Genomic DNA, 14,010 nt, shown 5'->3' on the forward strand with positions numbered 1-14,010 from the left:
CGGGGAAACCGGCCGGTTTTTGGCCGACACCCGCGTAGCCGCGGCCGTGTTACGGAAGGACCTCCTGCGCGTCTCCCGGGCGGGCGGCGGCTACCGTCCGCGGTTCGCCGGCCGGGAGCACCGCCCGCTCGCGGCCCGCGTACTCGGGACGTTCGAGTCGCACGTCGGCGAGCGCCGCGGCGACCTCGACGACGCGCTGGCGGACCTGGAGGCCGACGCGGCGGCGCGGAACGGCGACTTCAAGCTCGTCCGCGGGCTCGCGGCGCTCGTCGAGCGCGAGTGCGAGTTCGAGACGCGCGCGCCGGTCCCGCCGCGCCGCGTCCGGCGCGCGGCGTTCGAGGCGGCCGAGGCGGTCGGCGTCGCGAGCGAGGCGGACCGCGAGGTCGCGGTCGAGCGCGCCGCGGACGCGCTGGGGATCGAGCCCGGCGACGTGGCGGCGTCGCTGTACGCCGACCGCGACGTGGAACGGGTGCTCGTCGACGCCGACGTGCGCTGGGACCCGGACGCCCTGTTGGAGCAGTACGATCTCTCCTTGGCCCAGACGGCGCTGTTCGACGCCACCGAGGTCCGGGTGCGGTCGAACGACCCGAAGCGGCTGGTCTCGGCGGTGAAGCGCCTGCGGTTGATGTACGAGGTCGAGCGGACGCCCGAGGGGAGGGAACTCGTCGTCACCGGCCCCGACGCGCTGTTCTCGCGGACGAGGCGGTACGGGACCGCCTTCGCGCGGTTGCTCCGGACGGTCGCAAAGTCGGCGGAGTGGTCGCTGGAGGCGACGATAGATGACCGCGGCCGCGAGCGCACGATGCGCCTCTCGGACGGCGACGTGACGGTGCCGGCCGTCGAGCCCGTCGCGGAGCCCGACTTCGACAGCGGGGTCGAGGCGGACTTCGCCGGCCGGTTCCGCGGGCTCGACCTCGACTGGACGCTCGTCCGCGAGCCGGAGCCGCTGGAGGCGGGCGCGAGCGTGATGATCCCCGACTTCGCGTTCGACTACGCCCACGCCGACTTCCGGCTGTTCTTCGAGGTGATGGGCTTCTGGACCCCCGAGTACGTGGACAAGAAGCTCGGGCAGCTGGCGGACGTGGAAGACGTGGACCTGCTGGTCGCCGTCGACGAGAGCCTCGGCGTCGGCGAGGAGATAGCCGCGCGCGACCACCGCGTCGTCACCTACTCCGGGACGGTGCGGGTGAAGGACGTGGTCGACGTGCTCCGCGAGTACGAGGCCGACTTCGCCGCGGACGCGGCCGCGGACCTCCCCGACGCGCTGTCGCCCGAGGCGGACGTGATCGGACTCGACGACCTCGCGGACGAGCACGGGGTGAGCGTCGGCGCGATCGAGGGCAAGTCGTTCCCCGACCACGATCGGATCGGGCGGACGCTCGCGCGGCCGGCGGTACTGGAGGCGGTCGGGGGAGAGATCGACGCCGGGATGGCGCTCTCCGAGGCAGAGTCGGTCCTCGACGAGTACGGCGTCGACGACGCCAGCGCCGCGCTCTCGCGGCTCGGCTACCGTGTCGAGTGGGAGGGCCTCGGCGGGGGGACCGTGCGGGAGAAGGAGTCGTGACGGCGGTCGGTCACTCCGCGACCGGGAGGTCCGTGCGGCTGCCCTTCGGTACCACCGAGCGCAGTTCGTCGTAGAGGTACAGCCCGACGCCGATCGGGACCGACTCGTCGGCGACCTCGTGGGTCGCGATCAGGTACCCCCAGTCGCCGTCCCACTCGGGCAGGTCCTGGTCGTCCCCGGCGGCGAAGGCGGCCGCCCGCTCCGGGCCGAGTTCGATCACGTTCTTCGTCGCGCGCGATCCGAACCGCGAGACCGCCCGCCCCGTCGGCTTCCAGTGCTCCTGTCGCGTCCGGAGGAACGTCATGCCGACCGCCTCGACTTCGCTGGGGTCGGTCGCCTCGCCGTTGAAGATCCAGATCTTCCCGGCCCCCTTCTCCCAGAAGGAGTACCCGGCGAAGGTGTCCCGACCGATCCCGAACCGCTCTTCCCACCAGTCGAGGACCTCCTCGCGGCTCGCGCGGCCCTCGACCGCGCGGTCGGCGGGCGTCTCGGGAAGCCGGTCGAACTGCTGCCCGTCGTTGGTGGGCGCGTCGTCGCTCATGCGTCCACCTCACCGCCGTCGGCGACCGCGCCCCCGTCGCCGGCCGCTCCGCCCACGCGTAGCTTCGCGCAGAAGAACCCGCCCGTGTCGTTGCGGTGGGGGTAGATCCGCTTCGCGCGCGTCACCGACTCGTCGTACGCCTCGCCGTCCCAGTCGGTCACGCCGGGGTCTGTGTCGAGCGGGAGGTCGAAGTCGACCAGCTCGCAGTCCTCGCTCGCGAGGACGTGGTCGAGGACGGCCTCGTTCTCCTCGGGCGCGAACGTACACGTGGAGTAGACGACGACGCCGCCGGGGCGGGTCGCCTGGACCGCCCGCGCCAGGACGCCCTTCTGGATCCCCGCGACCGCGTGGACGTGGTCGAGCGTCCACTGGTCCAAGACGTCCGGGTTCTTGCGACAGGTGCCCTCGCAGGAGCAGGGCGCGTCGACCAGCGCGCGGTCGAACTCGTCGAACGCGAGCGGCTTCGTCGAGAAGTTGCGGGCGTCCTGGTTCGTGACGACCGCGTTCGTGATCCCGAGGCGCTCGGCGTTGTGCCGGAGCGCGGAGAGCCGCCCGAGGTTGTTGTCGTTGGCGACGACGGTGCCCTCGTCGTCCATGGCGTCCGCGATCTGCGTCGTCTTGCTGCCGGGCGCCGCGCAGGCGTCCCAGACGCGCTCGCCGGGCTGCGGGTCGAGCGCGAGTCCGGGCAGCACGGACACCTCCTCCTGGCCGTGCGTCCAGCCGTGGACGTACGGCCAGTTGCCGCCGGGGTTCCCGTCCGGGAGCCGGAACAGGCCGTCGTGCCAGTCGACCGGCTCGTAGGCGACGCCCGCCTCGTCGAACGCCTCGCGGACGCGGGCCGGCGTCGCCGCGATGCCGTTCGTGCGCACGACCGATGGGAGGGGCCGGTCGCACGCCGCCCGGAACGCGTCGACGTCGTCGACGAGCGGCTCGTAACGGTCGAGCGGATTCATAGCCCCCCTTTCGCGTCGGGGCGTTAGACGGTTTCGGGACTCGGGCGGCGTCGTTCCGCGCCGCACCTTTAGGTCCGCCCCGGGCGTACGGGCGCCATGGCACGCATTACCGTCCTCGACGACGGCGTCTCGCTGGACGCGCCCACCCTGATCGAGGGGTTCCCCGGCGTCGGCCTCGTCGGCAAGATAGCGACCGACCACCTGATCGACGTCCACGGGATGACTCACTACGCGAACGTCCACTGCGACGGGCTCCCGCCGGTGGCCGTCTACCGCGAGTCCGAGACGGCCGCGACGACGCCGGTGCGGTTGTACGCGGACCCGGATAACGACCTCGTCGCGCTCCGCAGCGACGTGCCGGTGAACCCGAGCGCGGCGACGGAGGTCGCGGCGTGTCTCGGATCGTGGTTCGATGAGATCGACCTGTTCCCGGTCTTCCTGTCGGGTCTCGGCCGCGAGAAGGACGAGGCGCCGCCGGAGCTGTACGGGATCGCCACCGGCGACGGCGGCGAGGCGCTGGCTCGGGCCGACGTGGCCGAGCCGTCCGAGTCCGGACTCGTCTCCGGCCCCACGGGAGCGATGCTCGCGGCCGCGCTGGAGCACGGCCGCGACGCGGTCGGCCTCGTCGTCGAGTCCGACCCGCGGTTCCCCGACCCGGAGGCGGCGCGGGTGCTCATCGCCGACGGCATCGACCCGATCGCCGGGATCGAGACGCCGACGGACGGGCTGGTCGAACAGGCGACCGAGATCCGGGACGCGAAACAACAGCTCGCCGAGCGGATGCGAGAGGCGACCGAAGAGAGCTCGCAGGCCGAGCCGCTGAAGATGTTCCAGTAGCGGTTCGCGATCGGGGGCTATCGACCGCCCGCGTCACCGTCGTCGCCCTCCAGCTCGTCGAGGATCGGCCGGTACTTCAGCTGGACCTCGTCCCACTCCCGGTCGGGGTCGGAGTCGGAGACGATGCCGACGCCCGCGAACAGCGTGGCGCGCCGGCGGGTCGCGACCGCAGAGCGGATCGCGACCGCGAACGCGCCGTTGCCCGCGGCGTCGATCCAGCCGACCGGCGCGGCGTACCAGCCGCGGTCGAACGGCTCCGTCTCGCGGATCGTCGCCAGCGCGCGGTCCGGCGGCAGCCCGCCGACCGCCGGCGTCGGGTGGAGCGCCTCGACCAGGTCGAGCACGTGGCGGTCCGCGTCCAGCTCGGCGGTGATCGGCGTGTGGAGGTGTTGGACCGTCGCGAGGCGACGGACGCGACGCTCGCCCGCGGAGATGGACGCCGCGAACGGCTCCAGTTGGTCCCGGACCGTCTCCGCGACCAGCTCGTGTTCGTGGACGTTCTTCTCGTCGTCGAGGAGCTCCCGCGCGAGCCACTCGTCCTCGCTCGGCGTCTCGCCGCGGCCGGTCGTCCCGGCGAGCGCGTCGGTCTCGACGGTGCGGCCGCGCAGCGAGACCAGCCGCTCGGGCGTGGCGCCGAAGAAGGCGCTCTCGCCGGCCTCGGGCTCGAACCAGTAGCGGTGGCAGTCCGGGTACTTCTCCGCGAGGCGCTCCAGCGTCGCCGCGCGCGGGAAGTCGGCCGCGAGGTCGGCCTCCAGCGCCTGGGCCAACACCACCTTCCGGAGGTCGCCGTCGCGGATCCGGTCGACCGCCGCGACGACGCTCTCGCGCCAGGCCTCGGGGCTCGTGGTCCGCCGACTCTCGCTGATCCCGGGCCGGGGTGGCCGGTCCCCGCGGCCGTCAGCGTCGCCACCCGGCGCCTCGCCGACGCCGTCGAGGGCGGCGAAGCGGTCGACCTCGCTCGCCAGCCGGTCCTCGACCGCGGAGACGTCGGCGTCGTCGCCGACCGCGTTGACCGTCAGCCACGCGCCGTTGTCCGCGACGGTCAGCTGGACGCGGGGCATCACGAACCGGGCCTCCGGGAACGGCGTCCACGGGTCGCCGTCGCAGGCCCCCTCGTGGAAGGCGAAGCCGCCGAAGACCCTGGGGCGGGCCGCCTCGGTGCCGGCGTGGACGTCGCCTGACTCGAACAGTTCGGTCGTCGCGTCGCGGATCGCCGCGAAGCGGTCGCCGCCGGCGGCGGTCAGGGTGGCCGCCGCGCCGCCGCCGATCACCAGCGCGTCGCCGGGCGCGCTCCAGGTCGTGCGCGGCACCGGAAGCGCGTCGAACGCCGCCGCGAACGCCGGTTCGTCGATCGCCGTGGTCCGGCTGACCAGCGGCGGTGACGACCGAGAGCGCGCCCCTTTCATACGTACCGAGTCGGGGCCGTGGACCCTTTATCCTGACTATCGGGGCGGAGCGGACGGGGGAGATCCGAGCGGCGAAACGGGCGGGCGACGGACCCCGCGCGATCAGCTGTAACGCTCCTCGTTCCAGGGGTTCGCCGTGTCGCTGTACCCGCGCTTCTCCCAGTAGCCGAGCTCGGGCTCCGTCAGGAGCTCCACGCCCGAGACCCACTTCGCGCCCTTGTACGCGTACTTGTGCGGGGTGACGACGCGGATGGGGCCGCCGTGGTCCGCCGGGAGGTCATCGCCGTCGAAGCCGTACGCCAGCTGGACGCCCGGCTTCGTACACTCGTCGAGCGGGAGGTCGGTCGTGTAGCCGTCGAGCGAGTGGAACATGACGTGTTCGGCGTCGTCGCGGACGCCCGCGAGGGCGGCGAGGTCAGCGAACGCGACGCCGGTGAACTCGCAGTCGAACTTGCTCCACCCCGTCACGCAGTGGAAGTCCTGTCGCTGTGTGACGGCCGGGAGGTCGCGGAACTCGTCGAGCGAGAACGAGCGCGGCTCCTCGACGGCGCCCCACACCTCCAGTTCGAACGTCTCCGGGTCCCACGACGGCGTGCCGCTCTTCGAGAGGACGGGGAAGCCGTCGGTCTCGCGCTGGCCCGGCGGGAGCCGGTCGTCGCCGTACTCGCGGTAGAGGTCGGTGAGGTCCTCGGCGGCCTCGACGCCGGAGTCGGTCATGGAACCCGATTCGGCCCGGACCGACGTATGGATGTCGCTCCCGGAGCCGGGCGGGCGACCGAGTGCGCCGCGTTCGGCGAGCCCCCATCGGTCGAGGCGTGAATGCCGCGCGGCGTTCGCACAATTCCAAGGCAAATTTTGAGGACGGAAAATGAACTTTTCTGTCGTCGTTTTGCGTTTTCATATCGGCGGATCTGCGACGCCAATTTTATATACGCCATGCCACAAGAGCCGGACAGCAAATGCCACGAGTGAAGATAACCGTGCCGGAGCATCTGGAGATGCAGATAGCCCAGATGGTCGAGGAGGGGGAGTTCCTCAACCGGGAGGAGGCGGTCGAGGAGCTGCTGTCGACTGGCATCAAGGCGTACAAGACGAGCGGCCCGCGAGACGACGACGACTCCAACGGATTCGAAGACGAGGGGATGATGGGCCACGAAGACGAGTACGTCTTCTGAGCGAACGACGCTCCTCGGCGGCGGTCCCCGCGGCGCGGAACCGTGCGTACCCCCCTCAACAACCCTTATAGGGCCCACATCCCGTATCCGTGGGTATGCACAAGGACGAGCTGCTCGAACTCCACGAACAGATGGTGACGATCATGGAGCACTTCCGCGCGCAGGAGTCCGTCGACGGCTCGCTGTTCGACCCGTACGACGAGCTCGACGTCGACCCCTCGCACGTCCACAAGTCGAAGAGCGAGCACAAGCACGCGGTGTTCGTCCTCGGGAACGCCCTGGCGAACGCGATGAGCGAAGACGAGTTCTCGCCCGCCGGCCGCGTCGGCAAGCGGATGGAGGAGCTCGCCGACGACGCCGAGAACAAGATCTGAGGGCCCGTTCCGGAACCCTCGGCCCGAGCCAGCTCCTTCCGGACCCCCCGCCTTCGCGCCGACGCCCGATCCCCGCTCCCGAGTTCCGTCCGTCGCCGCCCATCTTCGGTCCCCGCTCCCGACCCCCGTATTGATGTGTGCGCGGCTCCGTCGAACCTGACATGGTCGCAGAGGCGCTGACGGCGGACGCCGTTCACCTCGCCGCCGGGGGCGTCGCGCTCGCCGTCGCGCTCGCCGTCGTGTACTTCGTCGACCGCCCGAGCGGCGACTGGACGCGGGCGCTCCGGTCCCGACTCCTCCTCGGCGTCCCGTGGGGGACGCTGGTCGTGATGGCGGGCGTGGTGGGGGTGTACCTGTTCGTCCAGTCCGGCCTCAACAACCCGAACCGGCCGGTCGTCATCCCGTTCCGGTCGTGGTCGTACTTTTACCCGGAGGGGCTCGTCTGGTCGAGTTTCGCGCACGCGGGCCGCGGCCACATCACCGGCAACCTCCTCGCCGCTGTCGTCGCCGGCGGCCTCTCGGAGTACGCGTACGGCCACTTCCCCGACGGTCGTGAGGTCGGGGAGGCGGACCGGCTCGCCGTCCGCCTTCGACGCCTGCCGAGTCGCGTGTGGGCGCTCCCGAGCCGAGCGCGGCGCCTTCCTCAGCGAATCCGAGCGGCGCCGGGCCGGCTCGCCGCCGTCGAGTCGCCCGCGGCGAACCCGTACGTCCGGGCCTTCCTGATCGTGCCCGGCGCCGCGGTCGCGTTCGGCCTCGTCTCCGCGCTGTTCGCGCTGGGGCCGGTGATCGGCTTCTCCGTCGTCGTGTTCGCGTACTGGGGGTTCGCGCTCGTCTCGCGCCCCGTCGCCGCGGTCGTCGCGATGGCCGGAACGACGCTCGTCGGCGTCCTCTACGACGCCGTCCGGGTCCCGGTGGCGTTCGCGGAGGCGTCCCCCTCCTACGGCGTGCCGGGGTGGGCGAACGTCGCGATACAAGGCCACGCGCTCGGGGTCATCGGCGGCGCGCTGGTCGCGGTCGTCCTGCTCCGGCGCCGCGGCCGAGCCCGGAACGGCGAGGGTCGGAGTGCCGACTCGGACGCGGCCGCGGGGCGGTGGCGGCACCACCCGGTCGCGACCGCCGACGGCGGCGGGACTCGCGCGGACGCGACGGAGCGGTCGGCGCTCGTCGTCTTCGGCGCGCTGCTCCTGTTCGGCGCGTCGCGCCGGCTGTGGGCGGTGTACTGGTACCTCGGCAACGAGCGCTACGAGCTGTACCGCGCGGTCGGCGTCGGGCTGCTCGCCCTGCTCGCGGCGATAGTCGCCGTCGCGGCCGTCTCGCGGGACGAGCCCATCTGGCCGGCCCGGGCGGTCCCGGACCCCGAGACGATCCGGGGCGGGATCCGGTCGGCGACGCCGGCGGCGGTCGGCCTCCTGCTGCTCGTCGCGGCGCTGGCGGTCGTCGCCGGGCCGGCCGTCGTCCCGAACCTCGTCGCGGTCGACGACGGCGACCTCCCCGGCGACCCGGTCGAGGTGGAGGGGTATCAGGTGACGTACGCGGAGGACGTGGAGAACCGGCTCGTTGGCGTCGTCGACGTCGAGGCGTTCGGCCGGTCGACGTCGGTCAACACCTCGGGGGTGATCGTCACCAACCCCGACCGCGAGATATGGACGACGGCCGTCTCGAAGGGGAACCTCGCGTTCTGGGGGTACCGCGCGGTCGACGTGGGCGGGACCGGCTGGCGCGAGACCGTGTGGGTCCAGCGGGTCGGCTGGGTGGCGGCGAACGGGGGGCCGACGTACCGGGTCGACGCGGTCCGTAACGAGACCCGACGGACGCTGTTCACGAGCGAACCGGCGCGCGCCGAGCCCCAGATCGACGGCCGCACCGTCGTCGTCGCGGCCGCGCGCGGGACCTTCGAGCTGACGGTGATCGGCGGCAGCGGCAACAACGTCACGGCGCCGCTCCCGGCCGCGAACGAGTCGGTGACGGTTCGGGGGATCACCCTCGTGCGCGAGGGCGACGTCCTGTTCGCGGAGCGCGGCGAGACGCGAGTCCGGATCGCGCAGCGGGAGCGGTACGAGGGGCGTCAGTAGTCGAGACCGGCCGAACCGGAGCGGCGAGTGAGGAGCCTACGACCACTCGATCCGGTACACTTCGGTCTCGATGTCGCGCGCCGCGTCGGTGTGGTGGTCGAACTGCGCGTCGATCCGGAACTCGGCCGCGAAGGCGTGGGTCACCTCGCCGCCCTCGTCGGCGGCGAACGCCTCGACGAACTCCCGGCTCCCGCCGTTGTGGACCGAGTAGGAGACGTCGGCGAGGTCGCTCGCGACCGCGAGGAACTCCCGGTCGGCGTTGCGGTTCCCGTCCTGCGCGCCGAACGGCGGGTTCATCACGACGGTCGCCGGCTCCGCGACGGCGAGCGGGGGGCGCGTGGCGTCGCCGCGGACCCAGTGGACCGGCGCGCTGGCGGCGACGCGACGCTCGTTGGCCCGCGCGGTCGCGAGCGCGCCGCCGTCGAGTTCGAGGCCGACGACGCGGGCGGGACCGCGCAGCGCCGCGGCCAGCGCGAGCATCCCGGTCCCCGCGCCGAGGTCGATCACGGTCCGGCCGTCGACGTCGCCGTGGAGGTCGGCGAGGTGGACGACGTGGGCGGCCAGCTCCGGGGGCGTCGGGTACTGTTCGAGGGCGGCGTCCGGGCGCTCGAAGCCGGCGACGACGCCGAGCTTGGCCGCGAGCGACCGCTTCGTCGCCATCGGTCAGGCGGCGCCGTCGACGCGGACGAACTCGACGCCCTCGCGGTCGGCCCGTTCGGCGAGCGCCGCGAGCGCCGTGCGGGCCTCCTCGCTCGGCTCGTCCTCGACGGCGACCTCGATCCGTCCGGCGCCGAGGAACGACGCCGCCCGGACGAGCCCGCGGAGGCGGTCGGCCTCGCGCTGGCGTTCGAGCGTGCCCTCGGCGTCGAACGCCGCCTCGGTCGCGACGGCGGCGGGCTGGTAGCCCCGGGCGGCGAGCCCCTGCTTGAGGTCGCGGAGGTGGTCGGGCGCGGTGCTGTCGAGGTCGGCCGCGTCGATGACGACCGGATCGACGTCTGCGGGGCGACAGCCGCGCAGCGTGCGTTCGATGCCGGACGAGGAGGTGGTACTCATACAATCCTATTGGCATAGGTTATACAAAAATCTTTATAGATGTTTGAAAGTAATAACTAGAGGTCAGGCGACGAGACGGGACGGCGACGAGCACGTCGAGCGCGGCGAGTGAGCGTCTCCGAGCGTTGGAATTCGCCCGCAGTGGGGCCACGACCTCGGGCCCTGAAATCCGGCGGCCAATCCGACCCCGGACCGCGGTCACGTTTCGTGCGTCACGGCGGCGGAGCGAGACGGGTCGCGGCCCGGGCCGATCCGACCCTATATTCCCAGATTCGTCGGTAAACGCGCTCTCCGAGCGGTTAACCGGGTGACCGAGCGCCCGCTTATCATAAGGATCGTTGATGGGGGTGGACAAGGCTTAAATGTGCGACTGACCACAAACCTTTTAATGGAACGTCCGAGTCGCCAGCGGCAACAGGAGCGGGACACGGAGCAGGAAACGGACGAATCGACGGTCTCCTGTCCGGAGTGTGACTCGGAGGACATCGTCACCGACGCCGACCAGGAACTCGTCTGCGAGGACTGCGGCCTCGTGCTGGACGAGCGCAACATCGACCGCGGGCCGGAGTGGCGCGCGTTCAACCACAACGAGCGGCAGTCCAAGTCGCGCGTCGGCGCTCCGATCACGGAGACGATGCACGACAAGGGGCTGACGACGACCATCGACTGGAAGGACAAGGACGCCTACGGCCGGTCGCTCTCCTCGGAGAAGCGCTCGCAGATGCACCGGCTGCGGAAGTGGCAGGAGCGAATTCGGACGAAGGACGCGGGCGAGCGCAACCTCCAGTTCGCGCTCTCCGAGATCGACCGCATGGCCAGCGCGCTCGGCGTCCCGCGGTCGGTACGCGAGGTCGCGTCCGTCATCTATCGCCGCGCGCTCAACGAGGACCTCATTCGGGGGCGATCAATCGAGGGCGTCTCCACCGCCGCGCTGTACGCCGCCTGCCGACAGGAGGGGATCCCCCGCAGCCTCGACGAAGTCGCCGACGTCTCGCGGGTCCCGCAAAAGGAGATCGGCCGGACGTACCGCTACATCTCCCAGGAGCTCGGCCTGGAGCTGAAGCCGGTCGACCCGAAGCAGTTCGTTCCCCGGTTCGCGTCCGCGCTCCAGCTCTCCGAGGAGGTCCAGTCGAAGGCGACCGAGATAATCGACGTCTCCGCGGAGCAGGGGCTCCTCTCCGGGAAGTCGCCCACCGGCTTCGCGGCCGCCGCCATCTACGCCGCGTCGCTGCTCTGTAACGAGAAGAAGACCCAGCGCGAGGTCGCCGACGTCGCGCAGGTCACCGAGGTCACCATCCGCAACCGGTATCAAGAGCAGATCGAAGCGATGGGGTTCCGGTAGAGAGGCGGCGCCGCCGCGGGGCTACCGCGGCGCGAGACAGTTGATCGGGTTTTTAATCGCTACCGGTCGAACTACGGGGTGAGATGTACTCAGAGATCCTCGTTCCCACCGACGGCAGCCCGGCGTCGGACGCCGCGATCGAACACGCGATCGACCTCGCGGACCGATACGACGCCCGCCTCCACGCGCTGTACGTCGTCGACGGTGCGGCGTACTCCAGCCTCGAGGCGGGCGCGGAGATCGTCGTCGAGGCGCTCGAATCGGAGGGCGAGGAGGCGACGACCCGCGTCGCGGAGGCCGCCGCGGACGCCGGCGTCGAGTGCGTCACCAGCGTCACGTCCGGGACCGCCTACCGGTCCATACACAACTACGTCGACGACCACGACATCGACGTCGTGGTGATGGGGACCCACGGGCGGAAGGGGATCGACCGCTACCTGCTCGGGAGCGTCACGGAGCGGGTCGTCCGCACGTCGGACGTACCGGTGTTGACCGTGCGACAGTCGACAGATGAGTAGTCGCACCGCACTCGGCAGACGGGGGTGACACCGATGCGCGACTGGCTCTCCCATCGGGTGGTCTCGTCGCCGGACGACACCGCCCTGATCCGCGCCGAGGACGGCGAGGCGTGGAGCTACACCGACCTCGACCGGCTGGTCGCCGAGACGGCCGGTCGGCTCGTCGCGCACGGGCTCGGCGAGGGCGATCGGATCGGCGTGCTGACGCCCCCGTACGTCGGCACCGTCGGCCTCGTCCACGCGACGATGCGGATCGGGGCGACGTTCGTCCCGCTCGGCCAGGAGCTGACCGCGCGCGAGATCGCCGCGCGGATCGACCGGACCGACCTCGACGCCGTCGTCTGCGCGGAGCCGACGGAGCCGACGGCCACCGACGCGGCGGCGGAGATAGAGGGGGTCCCCGTCTACTCCGTCGACGACCCGACGAGCGCCGAGGTCACCGGGATCCACGACGTCGACCCGGCGGCGCTCGACCCGCCGACGTGGTCGTTCGACGACCCGCTCTGCGTGCTGTTCACCTCGGGGACGACCGGCGAGCCCAAGCCCGTGCCGCTGACCGCTGGCAACGTGTACAGCTCGGCGGTCGCCTCGGCGTTCCGGCTGGGGGTCGAGGCCGACGACCGCTGGCTCGTGTCGCTGTCGCTCCACCACATGGGCGGGCTCGCGCCGGTGTACCGGTCGGTCATGTACGGGGCGACGCTCGTGTTGCGCGAGGGGTTCGACGCCGGCGGCACCGCCGACGACATCGACGCCTACGACGTGACCGGCGTCTCGCTCGTCCCGACGATGCTCAAGCGGATGCTCGACCGACGGGGGACGCTGTCGGACTCGCTCCGCGTGGTCCTGCTCGGCGGCGCGCCCGCGCCGGCGGAGCTGTTGGAGCGGTGTCGCGACTACTCGATCCCCGTCTACCCGACGTACGGGATGACCGAGGCGGCCTCGCAGATCACCACCGCGACGCCGCGACAGACGAGGGACCGGATCGGAACGGTCGGCCGGCCCCTCTTCGGCACCGACGTGACGGTCGTCGGCAAGGACGGCGACCCTGTCGAGCCCGGCGAGACCGGCGAGGTCGTCGTCAGGGGACCGACGATCACGTCGGGGTACCTCGCGCAGCGCGACGGCGACCGGTCCGAAGCGGACGACGACGGCGGCGAATCGGTCCCCGACGACATCGACCTGAACGGGATCGATCCCGCGGCCGTCGACCGGTCGGACTTCGGACCGTACGGGCTCCACACCGGCGACGTCGGCCGGTTCGACGAGGAGGGGTACCTCCACGTGCTCAACCGGGTCGACGACCGTATCATCACCGGCGGCGAGAACGTCGAACCCGGCGAGGTCGGGGACGTGCTCCGGGGGTACGTCGAGGTCGAGGACGTGGCGGTCGTCGGCCTCGACGACGAGGTGTGGGGCGAGCGCGTCGCGGCGCTCGTCGCCGTCGGCGACCGGTTCCCTGACGGGGCGGGCGTCGCGGGGGACGCCGCGAACGGGGAGCCCGAACCGACGGCGACCGACGTACCGGAGGGGGAGTCGGCAGATCCGGCCGACGACGCGACGGGCTCCGACGACGCGACGGGCTCCGACGACGCGACGGGCTCCGACGACGCGACGGGCTCCGACGACGCGACGGGCTCCGACGACGCGACGGGCTCCGACGACGCGACGCCGGTCGTGGCGGGCGAGGGCGTCGGCCCCGCACCGATCGACGAGGGCGCGTTCGTCGACTACGCTCGGGAGCGCCTCGCCGGCTTCAAGATCCCGAAGACGGTCGCGTACGTCGAGGATCTCCCACGGACCGTCTCGGGGACGGTCGACAGGGAGGCGACGCGGGCGCTCCTCCGCGAGCGAGGGACGGACCCCCGGAAGAGCACCGACGCGGACCTTGAGACGGCGGGGTTCAAGCCCGCGGACCCCGCCGAGCCGACCGGGCCGGCGGAGGCGGCGGCTCCGGACGGCGCGAGCATCTCGGAGTCCGACGCCGATCGCCCCGAAGAGGTCGAAATCGCCGACGCGGAGGAGGTCGCGGCCGGACCGACGGGCGAGGACGAGACCGAGAAGGAGACAGCGGAGACCGAGGGAGAAGGCGACGCGGACGCCGAGGAGTCGGGCGACACGGACGCGGTCGGCGACGGATAAACTCACCCAGCGTTCTTCGTTGTTCCACCGACGTTT

14 protein-coding genes are annotated in these 14,010 nt (G+C 71.8%); 8 read left to right on the forward strand and 6 right to left on the reverse strand.

The genetic code is table 11. The features are described 5' to 3' along the window. The first annotated feature begins 46 nt into the window (after positions 1 to 46). Positions 47 to 1,564: a DUF790 family protein gene (locus EXE50_RS15985; protein WP_053771452.1), complete on the forward strand. Its 1,518-nt coding sequence runs from the start codon at positions 47 to 49 to the stop codon at positions 1,562 to 1,564. A 10-nt stretch (positions 1,565 to 1,574) separates the two neighbouring features. Here the strand turns inward: EXE50_RS15985 and EXE50_RS15990 are convergent, their stop codons facing one another. Both EXE50_RS15990 and EXE50_RS15995 read right to left on the reverse strand, forming a co-directional pair. Continuing rightward, positions 1,575 to 2,105 carry a hypothetical protein gene (locus EXE50_RS15990; protein ID WP_137705547.1) on the reverse strand — a complete coding sequence of 177 codons (531 nt, stop codon included), beginning with the start codon at positions 2,103 to 2,105 and terminating at the stop codon, positions 1,575 to 1,577. Continuing rightward, positions 2,102 to 3,058, reverse strand: coding sequence for an RsmB/NOP family class I SAM-dependent RNA methyltransferase (locus EXE50_RS15995; protein ID WP_053771454.1), 957 nt, complete (start codon positions 3,056 to 3,058; stop codon positions 2,102 to 2,104). The genes EXE50_RS15990 and EXE50_RS15995 overlap by 4 nt, the downstream gene beginning before the upstream one ends. A gap of 96 nt (positions 3,059 to 3,154) precedes the next feature. Between EXE50_RS15995 and EXE50_RS16000 the strand changes: the two genes are divergently transcribed. Then, positions 3,155 to 3,895, forward strand: a complete 741-nt coding sequence (locus EXE50_RS16000) for a proteasome assembly chaperone family protein (RefSeq protein WP_137705548.1) — start codon at positions 3,155 to 3,157, stop codon at positions 3,893 to 3,895. A gap of 17 nt (positions 3,896 to 3,912) precedes the next feature. Here the strand turns inward: EXE50_RS16000 and EXE50_RS16005 are convergent, their stop codons facing one another. Further along, positions 3,913 to 5,301 (reverse strand): isochorismate synthase MenF, encoded by a 1,389-nt coding sequence (locus EXE50_RS16005; RefSeq protein WP_053771456.1) that lies wholly within the window; start codon positions 5,299 to 5,301, stop codon positions 3,913 to 3,915. A 102-nt stretch (positions 5,302 to 5,403) separates the two neighbouring features. Next, positions 5,404 to 6,018, reverse strand: coding sequence for a sulfite oxidase-like oxidoreductase (locus EXE50_RS16010; protein ID WP_121599579.1), 615 nt, complete (start codon positions 6,016 to 6,018; stop codon positions 5,404 to 5,406). Between the two features lie 242 nt (positions 6,019 to 6,260). Between EXE50_RS16010 and EXE50_RS16015 the strand changes: the two genes are divergently transcribed. The 3 genes from EXE50_RS16015 (at position 6,261) to EXE50_RS16025 (ending at position 8,922) form a co-directional block, all read left to right on the forward strand. Then, entirely contained in the window at positions 6,261 to 6,476 is a 216-nt protein-coding gene (locus EXE50_RS16015; RefSeq protein ID WP_004598554.1) for a ribbon-helix-helix domain-containing protein, read from the forward strand. Positions 6,477 to 6,571: 95 nt separating this feature from the next. After that, positions 6,572 to 6,850 (forward strand): UPF0058 family protein, encoded by a 279-nt coding sequence (locus tag EXE50_RS16020; RefSeq protein WP_053771458.1) that lies wholly within the window; start codon positions 6,572 to 6,574, stop codon positions 6,848 to 6,850. A gap of 161 nt (positions 6,851 to 7,011) precedes the next feature. After that, entirely contained in the window at positions 7,012 to 8,922 is a 1,911-nt protein-coding gene (locus tag EXE50_RS16025; protein WP_137705549.1) for a rhomboid family intramembrane serine protease, read from the forward strand. Between the two features lie 36 nt (positions 8,923 to 8,958). Here EXE50_RS16025 and EXE50_RS16030 read toward each other — a convergent pair whose 3' ends face one another. Next, the gene (locus EXE50_RS16030; RefSeq protein ID WP_053771460.1) at positions 8,959 to 9,582 is read right to left on the reverse strand and encodes an METTL5 family protein; all 624 of its coding nucleotides are present in this window, start codon (positions 9,580 to 9,582) and stop codon (positions 8,959 to 8,961) included. Between the two features lie 3 nt (positions 9,583 to 9,585). Then, complete coding sequence (locus EXE50_RS16035) at positions 9,586 to 9,975, reverse strand: hypothetical protein (RefSeq protein ID WP_137705550.1); 390 nt, start codon at positions 9,973 to 9,975, stop codon at positions 9,586 to 9,588. 388 nt (positions 9,976 to 10,363) lie between these two features. Here EXE50_RS16035 and EXE50_RS16040 point away from each other — a divergent pair, with 388 nt between their 5' ends. The 3 genes from EXE50_RS16040 to EXE50_RS16050 all read left to right on the forward strand — a co-directional run bounded on the left by EXE50_RS16040 (position 10,364) and on the right by EXE50_RS16050 (position 13,974). Continuing rightward, complete coding sequence (locus EXE50_RS16040) at positions 10,364 to 11,317, forward strand: transcription initiation factor IIB family protein (RefSeq protein WP_053771462.1); 954 nt, start codon at positions 10,364 to 10,366, stop codon at positions 11,315 to 11,317. 83 nt (positions 11,318 to 11,400) lie between these two features. Then, on the forward strand, positions 11,401 to 11,835 hold the full coding sequence (locus tag EXE50_RS16045; RefSeq protein WP_121599583.1) for a universal stress protein: 435 nt from the start codon (positions 11,401 to 11,403) through the stop codon (positions 11,833 to 11,835). A 33-nt stretch (positions 11,836 to 11,868) separates the two neighbouring features. Continuing rightward, positions 11,869 to 13,974: an AMP-binding protein gene (locus EXE50_RS16050; RefSeq protein WP_137705551.1), complete on the forward strand. Its 2,106-nt coding sequence runs from the start codon at positions 11,869 to 11,871 to the stop codon at positions 13,972 to 13,974. Positions 13,975 to 14,010 lie beyond the last annotated feature (36 nt).

Source organism: Halorubrum sp. ARQ200, assembly GCF_005435115.1.
Taxonomy (GTDB): domain Archaea; phylum Halobacteriota; class Halobacteria; order Halobacteriales; family Haloferacaceae; genus Halorubrum; species Halorubrum tropicale.